Origin of the sequence: uncultured Friedmanniella sp., from assembly GCF_964244005.1 — a bacterium.
Lineage (GTDB): Bacteria > Actinomycetota > Actinomycetes > Propionibacteriales > Propionibacteriaceae > Microlunatus.
The window spans coordinates 26,011-42,032 of sequence record NZ_CAXTHG010000009.1; the positions used below are offsets into that span (position 1 = coordinate 26,011).

Here is a 16,022-nt window from a genome sequence, read left to right on the forward strand (position 1 = left end):
CCGTCGCCGGGCGAGCGGCTCGGCCCCCGCCGGTCCTGACCATGGCTCGACGATAGACCGTAATGCCCGTCGGCGCCGGAGTTCCTCGAGATGCGAGCAGCCGGTCTAGAGTGAGTTGAATTGCAGCAGGGAGGAGCGGCTCGGTGCCAGGACCCGTCAGCGTGATAATCCCGGCGCACGACGAGTCCGGCGTGATTGCAGGGACACTTCGGCGGCTCATCGACACCGATCCTGAGAGCCGGCTCGAGCTCGTCGTGGCGGCTAACGGTTGTTCTGACGACACCGTAGCAATAGCCGCCGCGGTCTCACCCCGCGTCAAGGTCGTCGAGGTTGCCGAGGCGTCGAAGATCGCGGCTCTCAACGCCGGTGACGCGGCAGCCACAGCGTTCCCACGAGCTTACCTCGACGCTGATGTCCGGGTCTCCGCCGGAGCGTTGCTCGCTGTTGCGGACGCACTCACCGAGGGCGGTTTCGTCGCGGGTGCGCCGCGGCTGGAGGTCGACGTGGCCGATGCGAGTGTGTTCGTGCGGTGGCAGTACCAGGTCTGGGCGCTCACGGACTACCGCGGTAGGAACATGATCGGGTCCGGCCTCTACCTCTTGTCAGAGGCCGGGCGTGCGCGGTTCGACCGGTTCCCGGACGTGATCGCCGACGACCTGTACGTTCTGCGGCTGTTCGACAGCGCTGAGCGACTGTCCGTCTCCGATCAGGTGTTCGTGATCACTGCTCCTCGAACCCTGAGTTCCTTCACCCGCAGGCAAGCGCGCATCATCGCCGGTAGCGAGGAGATCGCTCACCGCTTTCCGCACTTCCACCACGAGGAGCGCCTTGGGAGCAGCCGTGTCCTGATCAGGCGCATCGCCCGCAGACCGTCGTTGTGGTTACCCGCGGTTCCGTACTTCGGGTCTCGACTGCTAGCCGGTCACCGAGCAGCACGCATGCGTGGCCACTGGGCATCCCAGGCCTGGAACCGTGATGAGTCCACTCGCGCTCCAGGGCTCTGACGGGGCGACCAGGGGCTTAGTCGGGTGCGGAAGGAAGCTGATCCAGGCTCCGCGCAGGACTGACCTGCCAAAATCGGCTCGAGTGTCCGATCGTAATCGATTCGTGATACTTTCTCGCCCGGCGCCGATGGACCGCGGTCGATCGAATGCCGCCCTGCTGTCCTGCACCGCGACCCAGTCGCCGGTGCGACAGCGCCGGGCAGACAGTTCTTCGCACGCGCAGGTCAAGGCCATGTCCACTCCAGCAGATGTGAGCTGGTACGAAAAGGAAACAGATGAGACGAAAGAGATCGCGCACTGCGTTGCTGTCGATCGGCATGGCACTAGCCTTTGTGCTGACGCTGGGGGGACCAAGCCTCTGCTCGGTCGCGGCTGGTGGCGAGCGGACCATCTGGGGTTGGAGAACCCCTTCCGGGGTGACCGCTGCGACCGACGACTCGGATTCTGTCGAACTCGGAACAGCCTTCACCGTCGAGGTCGATGGCCAGATCACCGGTATCCGCTACTGGCAGACCGGTGCTTCGCCTGCAGTCGGTCAGACAGGGTCGCTGTGGGCCGAGGGGGGGCGGCGTCTTGCGATGGCTAGCTTCTCCAGCTCGACCGGGGCAGGTTGGCAGTCTGTGTCTTTCGCCTCCCCGGTCGGGGTCAAGGCCTCTGACTCATTCGTCGCGTCCTACTTCGCTCCTCGGGGGCAGTACGCCGTCACTGAGAACTACTCGGGGACGTCCGCCGCAGCAGAGATCACGATTCCGCGCGCGGACGCGGGACGCTACCACTACGGGTCGTCGAGCTCCTTCCCCGACCAGACCTATAGGTCCAGCAACTACTGGGTAACTCCGGTCTTCAAGCCTTCTACCCAGGGTGGGTCCTCCGCGCCTTCTGCGCCCGCACCGAGCACGGCACCGAGCTCGTCAACGTCCCCATCCCCGTCCGCGACCCCGGCTCCGTCGACGTCGACCTCCTCGTCGACGCCTTCCACCGGCGGCTCAGAACCCGGTCCGACGACTACGGGACTCCCGGTGGGCACAGTGCTCCGGCAGGTGGCCAGTCTCCGAGTCACCCAGGCGAACACGTTGCTGTCGGGGCTCGATATCACCGGGGGCATTTCGATCGAGGCTCCCGGCGTGGTGATCGAGAAGTCGAGAATCCACGGTTCGGGGAGCGGCAATGCCGTCCAGGTGCGGTCGGGCGGCGTGACCATCAGGGATTCCGAGATCTACGGGTTCGAGAACGGCATCGGTGGCGATGATTGGCAGGCCTACCGCGTCAACATCCACTCCACCTCCGGGGACGGCGTCAAGCTCGGCTCCGACACTGTGCTGGCGGACAGCTGGATCCACGATCTGACGCCTGACTCCGGTGCCCATGCCGACGGCATCCAGGTCCAGTCTGGGGTGGTCAACGCGGTGGTCCGCAACAACGTCATCGACATGGCGACGACGAAGTCGGCCAACACAGCGATGTTCGTCGCACCCGACCTTGGCCCGAGCTCCAAAGGGCCCTTACTCGTCGAGGGCAATTATTTCGACGGCGGTAACTACACCGTGCAGGTCGTCGACGGAAACAACGGCCAGTACTTCATCGACGATATCGAGTTCCGCAACAACACCTGGGGTCGAGAGAGCAATTACGGTCCTGTTCGTACGAACGTGCCCTTGACCTGGGTCAACAACACCTACGCGGACACAGGTGCGGCCATCCGTCCGTAGGTGGGGAACTTGTGCCCGCCGAGGTCTATCGAGCGACTCGGGCGGCGGCGACCGGCTTGGTGTTGAAGTCGTCGGTCGTCGCGCGCCCGAAAGCTCGGCGTAACTTCTTGTCCCGCTGGTAGCGCGCATACGCAGGCAGAGCCCTGGTCCCACCGGCGACCATCGCGGAGGTGCTGGGCTTGGCCTCCAGCGCCGACTCGTAGAATTCCACCTGACGGCGAGCTGCGGCTGTCAGCGAGAATCGTTCGACCACCAGCGTGCGACCCATGGTCCCGACCGTCCGGCAGACTTCTGGGTGGGAGACCAGGTGGTCGAGGATCCGTGTGAGGTTGGCTGAGCCCTGCGCGACATCCGAGCCCACGCCATACCAGCCCTGCCAGAAGAAGGTCGGGGCGCTGGCTTCGTCGAGCAGGGAGAAGAACCCACGTTCGCCCTGGACGATCAACGGCTTCGAGTAGGCGAGAGCGCGAAGCGCGGATCCCCCCATGCCCAGCACCGCGTCAGCCGCCGCATAGGCGGGCCGCGGGTCCATGAGCTGACCGGCGAGGGTGACGACGGTTCGACCCGCCTTGCTGTTGGCCGTAGCCGCAGCCTGCCGGATCTCTTCGCGTGCAGGACCATCGCCAACGATGAGGAGCCTGACCCGCCAGCTCGCAGGAAAGTCCGCGGTTGAGCTGATGGCTGTGAGCATGCCTTCGGCCTTGAGCTCGCGGGCCAGCCTGCTCACGCAGACGATCAAGAAGTCGCGCGTGCCTACTTCAAACCGACGCCTGAAGGACGCGACCTCTTCGGCAGGGACTGGCGCGTTGTGGGCGAGGTCCACCGGGGGCTCGAGCACGCCGACCTCCGCTCGGCCGGCAACGCGTTCCGCGTCAGCGATCTGCTCGGTTCCGACCAGTAGGGGCATCCTCCGGGGGAGAAATGGCGCAACAGACATCGACATCACTGTCGAAACGCCAACAGTTGCGTGTAGTCGAGCGGACGCCAGGTAGCACTCCAGTGCCGGTGGCCATTCGTATCCGTGCAGCACCGTCGCACCTCGGTGAGTCGCCGCACCTCGAAGTGCGCTCACCACCGCCGGAGAGGGCCGACGGCGAGGTCGAGGAGCTTCGACGAATTCCAGACCGAGCTCGGCGATACGCGTGTTCAGGGCGCCCGGACGCCCAAAGATGGTGGCATCGACACCCAGGTCCCGTACTGCCGCCGCAATCTCGATGGCGTTCAACTGGCTGCCGCCCATGTCGAGGTCGTGCGGGAAGACGATTACCTTCACGCAGCCACCTCCTCGCCCCGGTGTGAGCGGATTGCCGCGAGCTCTCCCCGTCGCAGGAAGATCAGGACGGCTGCGACCACCCCGGCCAGGAGGCCGGCGACGACGCAGACGGTCAGCGGGTTGCTGACTAGATACGCGATGAGGCTGGTGAAACCGACGATCACCCCGCCCCCGAGCGCAGATGGCGCGAATTCCCGGGCGAGCCCGCTGAGCCGGACGCCAGCCCGCCGCAACAACACGCAATAGGCCGGGACGACGACGCAGGCAGAGACCAGCAGTTGCCCTGCTGCGGCGCCCACAAGACCGAAGAAGTGCACGCCGACGAGCAGAGCGGGGGGTAGCGCGATCAACCAGAGGACTTGCACGACCAGGATGCCGCGAGTCGCTGTGCGCACCACGAGATAGTCGTAGCTGAGCTCGAAGAAGATCCTGGCGATGGCGGCCGCGGCTAGCCAGTGGAGGACCACCGCTGAGGGAAGCCACCGTTCGCCGTAAACCACCCGGACGACTGGGATGGCGGCGGCCGCCAGAAGCGCGCACGTCGGAATCGTGACCGCGAACAGGATGCCGAAGACCGAACGGAAAGCGTGGTTCATCTTGTCGGGCTGACCCTGGAGGCGTGCGAACGCTGCAGGAGCCACGCTGCGCAACGGTTGAGAGAAGATGCTGACCGGCCAGCTCGACAGGTTGAACGCGAGGACGTAGAAGCCAAGCAGGGCCGCATTGAGTCGGGAGCCGACGACCAACTGGTCGGTGTAGCCGACGAGAAAGACGATCACGCTGGCGCCGGCGAGGGGCAGTCCGAACCGCAGGAGGCGACGCGCTACGTTGCGGTCGAGACCGAAGCGATAGGGAAGAGGCGACCAGACCAGAAACAGGACGGCGGCGACGAGACTGCCCGCGATCCGACCGACGGCGAGGCTCATCGCCCCTAGCCCTGACAAGGCGAGGCCGAGCGATACGGCGGCCCCGAGCCAAGTGTTGACCTGGTCGATCGCCATCCGGCGGCCCTGACGGAAGTTGCGCTGAAGCAGAGCCGCGGGCGATGCGACGATTCCGTTGATCACGATCGAGACCGCCATCAGCCGGACGACAGGCGTGGCGGACGGGTCGCCCATGGTGCTGGAGAACCACGGGGCCGCGAACCACACTCCGACCAGCAGGAGGCTGCTCATCGCCACCGAGAGGGTGTTGACGGTAGGCGTAATCTCTTCGGGCTCGTCAGTCCATCGCACGATCGCCAGGCTGACGCCGAGCTCGTTGAAGCTCAGCATCGCGAGCAGGGCAACGGTCGCGACGGCGAAGGTGCCGAACGATTCAGGACCGAGCAACCGGGCGAGCGCGATGCCGATGGCCAGCGTGCCGAAGCGACCGACGATGCTGTTCAGGAAGCTCCAACCGAAGGCGCGGCCGGCCTTCGCTGCGAGGCCTGCGCCAGGGGGCGCTGGGGGTGTCTCGACCGGAGCCGTCATGCGAGGTCAGCGCTTCAACGATGCAGCAAGCGCCGCGACGACCCGAGCCTGCTGCTCCTCGGTGATGTGCGGGAACAACGGGAGGGACAGGATCTCTTCGGCCGCCGCCTCGGTGACCGGAAAGGCGCCGGCTGGGTACCCGAGGGAGGAGTAGGCCGGAGCGCGGTGGACCGGGACCGGGTAGTGGACGCCAGCGCCGATGCCGCCTTCGTTGAGTTCGGCCAGGATGCGGTCCCGCTCGGGCACGCGCACGACGTACAGGTGCCAGACGTCCACGTTGCCCTCCAGGGAACGGGGCCGGCGGACCGAGGGAAGGTCGGCGAGCAGCGCGTCGTAGCGTGCCGCCGCCTGTCGGCGCTGCTCGTTCCATCGCGGCAGACGCCTCAGCTTGGCGTTCAGCACGACGGCCTGGATGGTGTCGAGACGGGAGTTGATCCCGATGACGTCGTGGATGTACTTACGGCTCGAACCGTGGCTAGCGACCAGTCGCACGCGCTGAGCGACTCCGGCGTCGTCAGTGGTCACACCACCAGCGTCACCGGCTGCCCCGAGGTTCTTGCCGGGGTAGAAGCTCGTACCAGCCACGAGCCCCAGTGAGCCCGCGAAACGGCCGTACCGGGTTGCTCCCTGCGACTGCGCCGCATCTTCCACCACGACCGCTCCGACGGACTCGGCGATCGGGATGATCCGCTCGACGGGAGCGACCTGACCAAACAGGTGAACGGGCACTACGGCCTGCGTACGCGGGCCGACGGCTCGGGCGACCGCGTCCGGGTCGATGAGCAGGTGGACGTCGTCGACGTCGACCAGCACCGGCACCGCGCCGATCCGCGAGACCGCTTCTGCCGTAGCGACGAAGGTGTTCGCCGGGAGGACGACCTCGCCGCCCGGACCGACCCCGGCCGCCCTCAGGGCGAGCTCGAGGGCGTCCGTCCCGTTGGCGACGCCCACGCAGTGGGCGACGTCGGTCGCCTCGGCGTAGGCCAGCTCGAACTCCGCGACGGCCTTGCCGCCGATGAAGGAGGTCGTCGCGAAGACCTCGTCCAAGCCGGCGCGCACCTCGTCGTTGATCTCAGCCTGCTGAGCGCCGAGGTCTACCAGTGGGATGTTCATGCGGATCTGTTCCTCAGGTGGGTGACGTTGTGGTGGAGCGGACGGGCCGGGCAGCCGACCCAGGTCTGGTCGGCCGGAAGGTCCTCCAAGAGGACCGCTCCCATGCCGAGGGTGGACCGCGGGCCGACCGTCAGCCGCTCCCGCACCGAGGCGGCCATGCCCAGGTAGGCCTTCTCGCCCACCCGCACCTCGCCTCCGAGCGTGACCTGGGCGCAGAGCGTGACGTAGTCACCGACCTGGTTGTCGTGGGTCAGGGTGACGTGCGGCATCGTCACGACGTGGCTGCCCACGCTCACGTCAGCGGTCAGCACCGTGTGGGCCAGCAGGACGCTGCCGGGTCCGACCCGGCAGCTGGAGTGCACCCGGACGGTCGGATCCAGGACCGTGGCGTACCGCCCGCCGTGGATGCCGCGAGCGCTGAGGCGCTCGACGATCGCCGCCCGCGCTCGACCCGACCCGGCGCAGATGACGAACGAGGCCTCCCGGTACCGGTCGGCGGAGTCAATAGGGCCGCGAACCTCCACTCCGCCGACGCGAGTCCCGTGCACAGCGCCGTCGTCGTCGAGGAAGCCCAGTACCCGGTCCTGCCCCCGGGCCTCGACCGCGGCAAGCACCTCTCGCCCCAGTCCACCGGCGGCGATCAGGATCAGGGACGCCATCTAGCCGGCCGCCCCGGTGCCGGACAGCACCTCAAGCACGCGACCCTGCTCGCTGTCATCCATCTGGTGGAAGAGCGGCAGGATGAGCGTGGAGTCGGTGAGGTGCTCGGTGACGGGCAGCGTCCCCGGTGCGGCGACGCCGACGTAGGGCGGCTGCCGGTGGGTGGACATGATGCCGCGGCGGGCCGAGATGTCGGCATCCGCGAGCCGTACCAGCAGTTCGTCACGGGTGAGACCCGACTCAGGGGAGACCTCCAGCCAGAACGACTGGAAGTTGCTGGTGCCATAGGCCGGGTCCGCCACGCATCGCAGCCCGGTCAGCTCGTCGACCACCTTGGCGTAACCGGCCGCCAGCGCCCGGCGCCGGGCCACGATCTCAGGCAGCCGACCGAGCTGCACGATCCCCACTGCGGCCTGCAGGTCCGTCATCCGGAAGTTGTAGCCGACCTCGTCGTAGGTCTCGGCCGGCGCGAGCACCTGGCCGTGCCGGTCGGCGGCGGAGACGCTCATGGCGTGCTCGCGCAGCTTGCGAGCCCGCGCAGCCCACTCCGGGCGAGAGGTGGTGATCATCCCGCCCTCGCCGGTGGTCAGGATCTTGCGTGGGTGGAACGACCAGGCCGCGATCTCCGCACCGGCCCCGACGGGCCGGCCCCGGTAGGTCGAGCCGGCCCCGCAGGCTGCGTCCTCGATCACTGTGATGCCCCGGGGGTCGCAGATGGCGCGGATGGCGTCGAGGTCGACCGGGACGCCGCCCTGGTCGACGACGATGACGGCACGAGTCCGTTCGCTGCACACGGCCGCCACCGTCTCCGCCGTGAGGTTGCCGGTGGTCACGTCGACGTCGGCGAACACCGGGGTCGCTCCGATGTAGCGCACCGCGTTGGTGGTGGCGATGAAGGAGAACGACGGGACAACGACCTCGTCGTCCGGCCCGATCCCGACGACCTCGAGGGCCAGGTGCAGGGCGGTCGTGCACGACGAGGTGGCCACGGCGTGCTCCGCCTGCATGGCGGCGGCGAACGCCGTCTCAAAGGCTGCGACCCGCGGGCCCTGGGCGACCCAGCCCGAGCGGAGGACCTCGGTGACCGCGGCCACCTCCTCCTCCCCGAGGTAGGGCACCATGACGTTGACCCTGCTCATGCGCCCGCTCCTGCGGCCTCGAGCTGCTGGTCGACGGCGTCGAGGTCGAGCTCCTGCTCGGCGCGCCACCAGGCGACCAGCTCGGTCAGGCCCTCGGTGAGGCCGACAGTGGCGGTGAAGCCGAGATCGCGGCTGGCGGCCTCGGTGCTGGCCAGTCGCCGGGTCACCCCGTTGACGGGCCGGTCGGGACCGTGTTCCACCCCGAGGTCAGAACCCATCACCTCGAGCAGCGCTTCGGCGAGGCCCTTCAGGGAGGTCTCCACACCGCAGGCCACGTTGTAGACGCCTTCGTCGACCTCGCTGGCGGCGGCTAGCAGGTTCGCCCGGGCGATGTCGGTGGTGAAGACGAAGTCCATCGTCTGCCGCCCGTCGCCGAAGATCAGCGGCGGCCGGCCCGCGCTGATCCGCTCCATCCACCGGATCAGCACCTCGGTGTAGAGGCCGTGGATGTCCATCCGGGGGCCGTAGACGTTGAAGTAGCGCAGCGCCACATAGTCCAGACCACTCATGGCCCGGAAGCTGCGCAGCATCCCCTCGTTGAAGGTCTTGGCGGCCCCGTAGAAGGTGTCGTTGTCGTACGGGTGGTGATGCTCGGTCGTGGGGAACTCCTCCGCCAGCCCGTAGACCGAGGCCGAGGACGCGGCGACGAGCTTGTCCACGCTGTGCTGGGCGGCAGCCTCGATCACGTTGAAGGTGCCGTCCACCAGCACCTCCAGCGCGAGCCGGGGCTCTTCTGCGCACTGGGTGATCCGGATCGCGGCCTGGTGGAAGACGAGGTCGGTGCCCCGGGTCAGGTCGTGGACCAGGTCGCGGTCCCGCAGGTCACCGACGACCAACCGCAGCCGTGGGTCGTCGAGGACCTCGCGGAGGTTCCCGCGGCGCCCACGGACGAGATTGTCGAGGATCCGGACCTCGGCGACGTCGGCGGCCAGCAGCTGGTCGACGATGGTCGAGCCGATCGTGCCGGCCCCGCCCGTCACCAGGACGGTCGCGCCGCTCAGGTTGGCGGTGCTCACGCGACCAGCTCCTTGGTGCTCGCGGTGGCGTGAGAAGTCGGCGCGACCGCACCACCGGTGACCAGGCTCGTGCTGACCGCCTCGAGCACCGAGAGCACCCGGAGTCCGGCCGTGCCGTCGGTCCGCGGTGCCCGCCGCTCCTCAATGGCGGCAGCGAACTCGGCCGCCATCCCCGCCAGGGCCTCCGTCTCAGGCAGGGCCGGCACGGTGATGTCGCCCATCCGATAGGAGACGGTGACCGCCGCCCGGCGCTTGACGTCCGCGGCCTGGGTGCCGAGGTCGACGCCACGGTCGTGGATCGCGATCCGCTGCTGCGGGTTGAGGTCGTCCCAGACCAGCGTCCGGCGGCTGCCGCCGACCACCATCTGCCGGATCTTGGTCGGGGAGAGCCAGTTGACGTTGATGTGGGCGATGCCCCCGGAGGCGAGCGGCATGGTCAGGTAACCGACGCAGGCCTTGCCGGCCCCGAGCGGGTCCGCCCCGCTGGCGCTGACCGTCACCGGGTCCAGCCCGCCCGGCAGGATGAAGTCCAGGATGGAGAGGTCGTGCGGCGCCAGGTCCCAGAAGACGTCGACGTCGGGCTGTACCAGGCCCAGGTTGATCCGGGTCGAGTCGACGTAGAGGATCTCGCCGAGCTCACCGGAGGCCACGACCTGCTGGATGTGGCGGACCGCCGGGGTGTAGCAGTAGGTGTGGTCGATCATCAGCACCCGGTCGGCTGCGGCTGCGGCGGAGACCATCAGCGCCGCGGTCTCGGCATTGTCGGCCAGCGGCTTTTCCACCAGCACGTGCTTGCCGGCCTCGAAGGCGGCCAGCGCGAGCGGAGCGTGGGTGCGAGCTGGGGTGGCGATGGCGATGGCGTCGAGGTCGTCTCGGGCGAGCAGCCGCTCGACCGAGGTCTCGACGTCGACCGTGGAGCGCGCCCCGACGACCTTGCGGGCCCGGGCCTCGTCGAGGTCGCAGACCGCGACCAGGTCCCAGTCGGCGCTGTTGCGGAAGTTCCGGACGAGGTTGGGGCCCCAGTAACCAGCCCCGATGACGGCGATCGAACGCATGCGTGTTTCTTCCTGTAAGTAGTGGTCGTCGCGTCGGGCTCAGATGAGCACGAGCACGTCGACCCAGAAGTTGGTGGTGTTGGTGGTTGCGGGATAGGTGTCACCGTTGCCGGTGCGCCCACCCGAGACGGCCACGCTCAGCGGCCCGGAGGTGTAGGCGGAGCTGTAGCCACCGGTGGTGGTCGACCAACGTCCGACGGAGCTGTAGTAGGAGGCGACGTAGGTGGTTCCAGCCGTGATGGCCACCGGGGTGGCGAAGTTGGCCGTGCGCCAGCCGGTGCCGGTCGCCGTCGTGGTGGCCGTGCCCAGGACCGTTCCGGTGGACGAGTAGAGCTTGACCGTTCGCGCCGTATTGGTCGAGGCCGCGTAGTAGCGGATGCCCGTCAACGACCCGGCTCGGCTGGAGCTGAACGAGACGCCCACCGTCGTCGGTGTGGTGGTGGTGACCGTCGCGCTCGGCGTCCTAGTCGTGGCGTACAGGCTGAAGGTCTGCGCCGCCGTCGCGAAGGACCAGGTGGCGGGGGCCATCGGCGTCCCGCCGGCGCTCGTGGCGTTCACGGTGGCTGTGTAGCCGGTCGAGCTGGTGAGCGCGGCGGAGGGGGTGAACGTGATCGTTCGCGTCGCGGTGTTGTAGGTCGTGGTCCCGGTGACGCTGCTGCCGGCCGCGGTCTTGAGACTGAGCGACGGCGACGGGCTGCTCGCGACGGAACGCGCGAAGGTGGCGGTCACCGTGCTGGTCGGAGCGACGTTGGTGGCCCCAGCCGCCGGCGCGCGGCCAGACACGACAGGGGCGTCGGTGTCGGCAACGGTGAAGGACCACGTCTTGGCGGTGGCCATCGCCACCCCTGACGGGTTCTTGGCCGTCACCGTGGCGGTGTAGGTGGTAGCGCTCCCCAGTGCCGCGCCCGGGGTGAAGGTGGCAGTCCGGGTGGCGGCGTTGTAGCTGGTACTGCCACTGACCGATGTCCCGGCCGCGTTCTTCAGGGTCAGCTGGACCGACGCCGGGTCAACGGTCCGGGCGAAGGTGGCCGACACGACGCTGGCGCCGGCAACCCCGGTCGCGCCTGCGGCGGGAGCGGTGCTGCTCACCGTAGGCGCGATGGTGTCCGCCGTGGTGAAGCTCCAGGTCTTCGGCGTGGGCATGCTGATCCCGGAGGTGTTGCGCGCCGAGACCGAGGCCGTGTAGCTGGTGTAGTTCGCCAGCGCCGCCGACGGGGTGAAGGTGGCCGTCCGGGTCGTGGCGTCATACGACGTGGTGCCACTCACCGAGGTGCTGGTTGCGGCGTTGGTGACGGTGAAGAGGGGCGAGGTCGGGTCGATCGGGTTGGTGAAGGCAGCACTGACGCGTGCTGTCGGCGACACACCCGCCGCGTCTTCTCCGGGACCGACGGCGGCGACAGTCGGAGGCTGGGTGTCCTCCGTGGTGAAGCTCCAGGTCTTGGACGCGACCATGGCTACGCCCGAGGAGCTGCTGGCCGTAACCGACGCCATGTAGGTCGCTCCGGCGAGCAGGGACGACGAGGTGGTGAAGGTCGCGGTCCGGCTCGAGGCGTCGTACAGCAGCTGACCGCCGACCAGCTGCCCGTTCGGGTCGGTGACCCGGAAATCGAGGGTCGTCGGGTCGATCGGTCGCGCGAATGTGGCTGTGACCGCAGTCGAAGCGGGCACGGAGGTGGCGCCCGCCGTCGGAGCGACGCTGCTGACGACGGGAGGGTCGGTGTCGTTGGTCGTGAAGACCACGTCGACGTAGTAGTTGCTCCTCATGTAGCTCTTGTTCGGGAATCCGTTCGCGTAGAGGTACACCCCGCCGGGTGAAGCAGAGCGAAGGGGCGGGTTCGACACATCGCTGCCGAAGTAGTTGAGATCGACCGAGTAGCGCCCGTTCGGCGCGTAGTAGGCCGCGACGTAGGTGGTGCCAGCGGTGACGGGGACCGTGGTCGCGAAGTTGGCGGTCTGCCAACCCGTCCCACTGTCGGTGAAGGTGAGGTCGGCCAGCCGCTCCCCGGCGGCGGTGTACAGGGTGCCGGTGTGCGTACCGGTGTTAGCGGCGTCGCGGTAGTAGCGAAGGCCCTTGATGTAGCCGTTCACCGTGGGGGTGAAGGTGACTCCCAGCGTCACGGCGGCAGTGTCGCCCGAGTCGGACTGACCCGGTTTGATCGTGCTGTCGAACAGCGTGCACGGGCAGGCAGCGGCACCAGAGGTGGTGAACGTCGCGGTGGTCGTCGAGGTCATCGGCGTGCCCGCGAGGTTCCGGGCCCCCGACACGGTAACCGTGTATTTGGTACCCGGGTCAAGGTCGCCCGCCGGTACGAAGTTCGCGACCGAGCCTTGGGACTCCCCGCTCGTCGTACCGTCGATAGCGACGCCGTCCGACACCCGCTTCAGGCTGATCTGCGCGGAGCCTGGCTGGATGTCGGTGCTGAAGGTGACGGAGACCTGGGTGCCGACCCGGACCGAGGCGGCGCCGTCGGCGGGCGATATCTGACGGACAACGGGAGCGGCGGCGGGAGCTGGGGCGAAGACCGGATCGACGAAGTAGTTCGCTGACGAGGTGCTCGTCGGAGCCGACGTGGTGAAGCCGTAGCGGCCGCCGTTGGCCACCGAGGAGAGCGGAGCCTTCGTGAGCTTGCTCGCGAGACCGCCGCCGGTGAAGGCGTAGCGCCCCAGCGGTGCCAGGTAGGACGCGACGTAGGTCGTACCCGTCTCGACCGGAACCGGCGTGTCGAAAGAGGCTTGCTGCCACCCCGACGTCGTCTCGCTCGTGACGTTGGCCTCAGCGAGCTTGGTGCTGCCCGACCAGAGGGCGACGGTGTGGTCACCCTGGTTCTCGAGGTTCTTGTAGAAACGGATGCCGGTGATCTGGCCAGGGTTGCCTACGGTGAACGCCATGCCGAGCTGGACCGGACGCGTGTCGGCATCAGGGCCGCTCGCGGGCGCCTCGTCGTCGTTGAACAGGGTGCAGGGACAGACGTTGGGCTGCCCGTCGGGAACGGCCGTGGTGAAGGTCCACTGGACCGGCGCGGCGAGGTTGGCTGCGTTGACGGTGACCGTGTAGAGGGTGCCGCTGGCCAGTCCCTGCGACGGGTTCGCCGTGGCGGTGAAGGTTGCCGCGTCGTAGCTGACCGTCGCCGGCACAGCGGTGCCCGAGGGGTCGGTAATCTGCATCGTCAGTGAACTTGCCGGCACGTCCTTGGAGAAGGTGACCTTCGGGTTCGAGGTGACCGGCACCGAGGTGCCTCCCGCCGAGGGCTTGACGGCGGTCACCAGTACCGGGCTGGCGTTCACGTCGGAGTAGAGCGGGTCGACATAGTAGTTCGTCTGCCGGTAGCTGCTCGACGGGAAGTTCGCGCCTTCGGCGTAGACGCCGTTCGCCACGCCGGTACCCCCGCTGGCGGTCAGGACACCCGCGTTGTGCGGGACCGCGAAGTAGGTGAGGTCGGCTGAGTAATGCCCGTTCGGGGCGCGGTAGGCCGCGACGTAGGTCGTCCCGGCTGTGATGGCGACCGACGAGTTGAAGGTCATGGTCTGCCAGCCACTGGCTGTCTCGTTCTTGAAGGTGCCGGTGGCGAGGACGGTGCCGTTGGCGGCGTAGAGCGTTCCGGTGTGCGGTCCGGTGTTCGCCGCGGCCTTGTAGAAGCGCAGACCGCTGATGAAGCCGTCCGCTGACGCCGTGAACTTCGTCCCGAGAGTGACATCACTGCCGTCGGCTGCGTCAACCAGCCTGGGGACGGCGACGCCGAAGATGGAGCACGGGCAGGCTGAGTTCACCGCCAGCTTGGCGGGCACCTGCGTACGGGCCGAGTCGTCAGTTGCGCGGACCTGGATCGCTCCGGGCCCGTTGCCGGTCAGGATGTCGCTATAGGTCCACGATGTGGTCCCGCTGGCCGGATGGAAGGTTGCTCCGCCGTCGACCGATACCTCGACCCCGGCCACGACCCCGCCGACGTCCGACGCGGTTCCCGAAACCGTCACCAAGGAGCCCTGGGCGATGGTGCTCCCCGCGGCAGGCGCGCTGATGCTGACGGTCGGGGGAGTGGTGTCCGTGCTCGCCGTCGGTTGCACGAGATCACCTGCCACGGTCGTCGGCGTGGTTCCCATGTCGGCCAGCAGGTTCGCCGTGGCTTGCCGCATCCGAGGGTCGGCTGGTGTGGCGGTGCCGTCGTGATTGGAGTCCAGCCCCCAGCCCCACTGGATCGACCCGGCCGAAAAGACAAGAGCCCCGCTTGCGGCTCGGTAGAGCGTGACGTGATGAGTCGTCGTCCCGGACACGACGGTGTTGCCGTAGTCGGTCAGGTACTCCGGGGTGGGACCGACGGTGGTGGACATGTCGATGAGCCCAGCGGGTCGATAGCCGTTGTCCACATCTTCGTTGGACTCGTAGCCGACCGTGTGGTCACTCAAGGTGGCCGTGGTTCCGCTCGCCATCGCCGCGAGGGTCGTGCCGCGCCAGAGCCGGAGCCGGCCCTCCGCCGCGCTCACCTGAATAGCGAGGTCAACGGAGTTGGCTTGGAACTGGGTGCCGATCAAGGCGTTCTCGGGACCGTAGCCGTAGTCCAGCTGGCCGAAGCGCGGGTCCCGCCAGGTAGGGGTGGGCTCCTTGGGGTCGAGCTGGGTGTCTGCCCAGGTGTCCTTGTAGGTGACGAGCGTCCGGTTGGCGGTGTTGTTCCCGTCCTGCGACGGCTCCCAGCGTGACTTCCAGTAGACGTCGTTGCCTCCCATGAAGGCGAGGTTGACCCCGGAGTCGCGGGCGTCGGTCACGTTCTTGCGCTGGCCGGCTGTCCAGTACTCGTCGTGGCCGACCGACATGAACACCTTGTGCTTGGGGAGCAAGGCGGGGTCGGTGCCCACGTCCAGTCCCGAGACGTAGGAGACGTCGTAGCCGTTCTGCTCCAGGAACCGGATCGTCGGGAACTCGTTGGAGAACAGGAAGTCGCGTCCGTTCACCGTCCCTCGCGTGGAGAAGGGCCGGTTGTAGGAGAGCTTGAAGGCGCGGCCGTTCGCCTTGCCGTGGTAGAAGTCCGAGCCGCCGTAGTTGTTGTAGGCCTGCCACGTGGTGTCGGAGGTCTGGAAGAGCACGGACGAGGTGTTCCCGTCGTTGCGTACCACGAACGGGATGTGGGAGTCGCCGCCGGTGTCGGTCCGGATTAAGCGGGCGATGTAGACCCCGGACACTGCTGCGCCGGGCACGTCCCAGGAGGCTGATACCGCCCAGGTGCCGCAGTCGTAGACCTCCGTTGCGGCATCCGTGGCGCAAGCGGGCTGCGTCTGCGGGAGCGTGGCTGAGGGCGTGACGTTGGCGACCAGTCGAGCGCCATTTCCCTGGTAGTAGCCGAGCCGGTAGATCTCGATCCGGTAGGCGCGGGCGTCCGTGTCGATCTTGAAGTCGACCCGCGAGCCTGCGTTGACGCTCATCTTGGTCGAGAAGCCTTGGATGCTCTGGTCGCCCTCGTCATCGATGTCCCACGTGCTGGCGGGCGTGCCCGGGAGCTGGTTCTCGCAGACGATCACGTTCCCACTGCAGGCAGCTTCCGCTCGCTGCGCGGGCAACACGGTGATGGCGCCGATCACCACAAGAGCCATG

10 protein-coding genes and 1 pseudogene are annotated in these 16,022 nt (G+C 67.9%); 3 read left to right on the forward strand and 8 right to left on the reverse strand.

Features of this window, described 5'->3' with window-relative positions; all coding sequences use genetic code 11:
* Positions 1-143: 143 nt before the first annotated feature.
* From ACFE76_RS07615 to ACFE76_RS07625, 3 genes and pseudogenes are all read left to right on the forward strand, one after another.
* The gene (locus tag ACFE76_RS07615) at positions 144-1,004 is read left to right on the forward strand and encodes a glycosyltransferase (protein ID WP_375431141.1); all 861 of its coding nucleotides are present in this window, start codon (positions 144-146) and stop codon (positions 1,002-1,004) included.
* Positions 1,005-1,321: 317 nt separating this feature from the next.
* Positions 1,322-1,825 (forward strand): annotated as a pseudogene (locus ACFE76_RS07620) (DUF4082 domain-containing protein); the annotation flags it as partial.
* A gap of 198 nt (positions 1,826-2,023) precedes the next feature.
* Complete coding sequence (locus ACFE76_RS07625; protein WP_375431245.1) at positions 2,024-2,713, forward strand: hypothetical protein; 690 nt, start codon at positions 2,024-2,026, stop codon at positions 2,711-2,713.
* 25 nt (positions 2,714-2,738) lie between these two features.
* Here ACFE76_RS07625 and ACFE76_RS07630 read toward each other — a convergent pair whose 3' ends face one another.
* The 8 genes from ACFE76_RS07630 to ACFE76_RS07665 are packed head-to-tail and all read right to left on the reverse strand — an operon-like array spanning position 2,739 to position 16,021.
* Positions 2,739-3,986: a glycosyltransferase gene (locus ACFE76_RS07630; protein ID WP_375431142.1), complete on the reverse strand. Its 1,248-nt coding sequence runs from the start codon at positions 3,984-3,986 to the stop codon at positions 2,739-2,741.
* Positions 3,983-5,458, reverse strand: coding sequence for a lipopolysaccharide biosynthesis protein (locus ACFE76_RS07635; RefSeq protein ID WP_375431143.1), 1,476 nt, complete (start codon positions 5,456-5,458; stop codon positions 3,983-3,985). The genes ACFE76_RS07630 and ACFE76_RS07635 overlap by 4 nt, the downstream gene beginning before the upstream one ends.
* A 6-nt stretch (positions 5,459-5,464) precedes the next feature.
* Positions 5,465-6,571: a DegT/DnrJ/EryC1/StrS family aminotransferase gene (locus tag ACFE76_RS07640; RefSeq protein WP_375431144.1), complete on the reverse strand. Its 1,107-nt coding sequence runs from the start codon at positions 6,569-6,571 to the stop codon at positions 5,465-5,467.
* Positions 6,568-7,230 carry a NeuD/PglB/VioB family sugar acetyltransferase gene (locus tag ACFE76_RS07645; protein WP_375431145.1) on the reverse strand — a complete coding sequence of 221 codons (663 nt, stop codon included), beginning with the start codon at positions 7,228-7,230 and terminating at the stop codon, positions 6,568-6,570. The genes ACFE76_RS07640 and ACFE76_RS07645 overlap by 4 nt, the downstream gene beginning before the upstream one ends.
* Positions 7,231-8,370 (reverse strand): DegT/DnrJ/EryC1/StrS family aminotransferase, encoded by a 1,140-nt coding sequence (locus ACFE76_RS07650; protein WP_375431146.1) that lies wholly within the window; start codon positions 8,368-8,370, stop codon positions 7,231-7,233.
* On the reverse strand, positions 8,367-9,386 hold the full coding sequence (locus ACFE76_RS07655) for an NAD-dependent epimerase/dehydratase family protein (RefSeq protein ID WP_375431147.1): 1,020 nt from the start codon (positions 9,384-9,386) through the stop codon (positions 8,367-8,369). The genes ACFE76_RS07650 and ACFE76_RS07655 overlap by 4 nt, the downstream gene beginning before the upstream one ends.
* Positions 9,383-10,441: a Gfo/Idh/MocA family protein gene (locus ACFE76_RS07660; protein ID WP_375431148.1), complete on the reverse strand. Its 1,059-nt coding sequence runs from the start codon at positions 10,439-10,441 to the stop codon at positions 9,383-9,385. The genes ACFE76_RS07655 and ACFE76_RS07660 overlap by 4 nt, the downstream gene beginning before the upstream one ends.
* A gap of 39 nt (positions 10,442-10,480) precedes the next feature.
* Complete coding sequence (locus ACFE76_RS07665) at positions 10,481-16,021, reverse strand: DUF4082 domain-containing protein (RefSeq protein ID WP_375431149.1); 5,541 nt, start codon at positions 16,019-16,021, stop codon at positions 10,481-10,483.
* Between the last annotated feature and the right edge of the window lies 1 nt (position 16,022).

Excerpts from the sequence above, each read along its gene's own strand:
- ACFE76_RS07635 (WP_375431143.1), bottom strand. The coding sequence starts at position 5,458 with ATGACGGCTCCGGTCGAGACACCCCCAGCGCCCCCTGGCGCAGGCCTC.
- ACFE76_RS07640 (WP_375431144.1), bottom strand. The coding sequence starts at position 6,571 with ATGAACATCCCACTGGTAGACCTCGGCGCTCAGCAGGCTGAGATCAAC.
- ACFE76_RS07645 (WP_375431145.1), bottom strand. The coding sequence starts at position 7,230 with ATGGCGTCCCTGATCCTGATCGCCGCCGGTGGACTGGGGCGAGAGGTG.
- ACFE76_RS07650 (WP_375431146.1), bottom strand. The coding sequence starts at position 8,370 with ATGAGCAGGGTCAACGTCATGGTGCCCTACCTCGGGGAGGAGGAGGTG.
- ACFE76_RS07660 (WP_375431148.1), bottom strand. The coding sequence starts at position 10,441 with ATGCGTTCGATCGCCGTCATCGGGGCTGGTTACTGGGGCCCCAACCTC.
- ACFE76_RS07665 (WP_375431149.1), bottom strand. The coding sequence starts at position 16,021 with ATGGCTCTTGTGGTGATCGGCGCCATCACCGTGTTGCCCGCGCAGCGA.